The 1562-nt window shown below is 48.9% G+C and carries 2 protein-coding genes; both read right to left on the reverse strand.

Annotated elements, in window-relative coordinates:
• Positions 1–579: polysaccharide biosynthesis/export family protein (locus R7Q46_RS24810; protein ID WP_318077881.1), on the reverse strand; the 579-nt coding region annotated here is incomplete at its 3' end.
• A complete protein-coding gene (locus R7Q46_RS24815) occupies positions 576–1478 on the reverse strand; it encodes an OmpA family protein (protein ID WP_005491469.1) in 903 nt (300 codons plus the stop codon). The genes R7Q46_RS24810 and R7Q46_RS24815, both read right to left, overlap by 4 nt.
• Between the last annotated feature and the right edge of the window lie 84 nt (positions 1479–1562).

Raw genomic sequence — 1562 nt, forward strand, 5'->3', positions numbered from 1 at the left:
GAATTCTTGCTCAATGTTGCCGACCAATGGGGAAGCAGGCACAAATAACACGTCTAACGATTCCAGTTTTGGTAGCTGGCTGTTGTCGCCTGTATCCAAAAAGCGTTTGTAATCGAACTCGATGTTCTGATCGCCACGTTTGACGATCATTTTGTCGAGCTGCGCGCCAGCACGGAGTCCGCCAGCTTCGTAAACAAACATTTGGATGTTAGAACCTGCGGGCAACGTGTATTCACCCGGCTTAACAACGTAGCCTTGCACGGAGACAAGCAGTTGTTGCTGTTTAATGAACACGCGAGCGTTATTCACGTCTCGATAGACGGTTTTCAGCGTTTCAATAATGACATCTTGCAATTGCTGCTCGTTATAACCAGCAACAAACACCGGACCAATTTCCGGTAAGTTGATTCGTCCGCGGCGGTCCACTTGAAAACCTTGGTTTAGCGATGCTTCGCCGGGCAGGTTGATCTGTACTAAGTCACCAACTTTTACTGTGTCGTTATCTGCGGCATGCAGAGGGGTTACCCAAGCGAGCACGCACAACGTGAACAAGGCAAAAAACGTTTTGAAAATGCTCATAACGCGCCTCCTATCGAACCGCTCGCGCTCGTTGGCATGTTGCCTTTGTTAGGTAAATTGTGATTACTTGGCGCATTGCTATCAGAGTTTGCGCTGAGAACTTCGATGCTCACTCGACGGTTGGTTAGGCGCACGGCTGGCGTTTGTCCCTCATACAAAGGCAATGTGTCGCCAACAGATTTGGTTTGTACACGGTCTGACGTTACTCCGAACACACTTAAGTATCGTTTAACTTGCTCGGCTCGTTCCTGTGCTAGTTTTTTATTGTGCTCAGGCGTACCCGTGACGTCCGCATGGCCAGTGACAACCAGAGACAGAGCAGGGTGGTCGCGCAGAATATAAGCGGCTTCTGCCAAGTGTCCCATGTACTTCGGATTGATCTCCGCAGAATCAATGGCAAACTGATTGTCGACGTTGAGCAGCGCATAAATATCGGCGACGATGTTTAAGTCATTCCTTAGTGCATCGATGTCATCCGGCGGCGTGCAAGTGGTTTGCGTAAGTACGTAGTCGAGTTGCTGCTCAAGCTGGTTTAATCGACGACGCTGGATGACCAGGTCATTCGCGGCATCAAGCAGTAAACCGCCTTCTAGTTCACGAGCAATGCGATTTTGCTTCTCGAGTGCTTGCACCACTGCAGCAGGGAAGCACCAACGAGCGCCTTCTTGAATCAAAGCGTCGAGATGAAGCTTGGTCAACTGCCAATCGAATCGCAATCCATGCTCTGGGCCCAATGGTTCATCTGGCATAACAGGCGAGAACTGATAGTTCTCAATCGAAATATCTTGATAGCTTTCCGCCAATCCACCCTGACCATGATCGGGATAATCAAATGACGAACAACCAAACATGCCGACAACGAGACCGCTAACTACACTTCGTCGTATTAGATTTACCATGCCAACCTCCGTTTAAACCGGTATTTTTAGTGTCCTTTTGAATTGACGGGAATGGCATGGTTGATACGAAGCAAGCTCATGATT

This window comes from Vibrio sp. 811, from assembly GCF_033339195.1.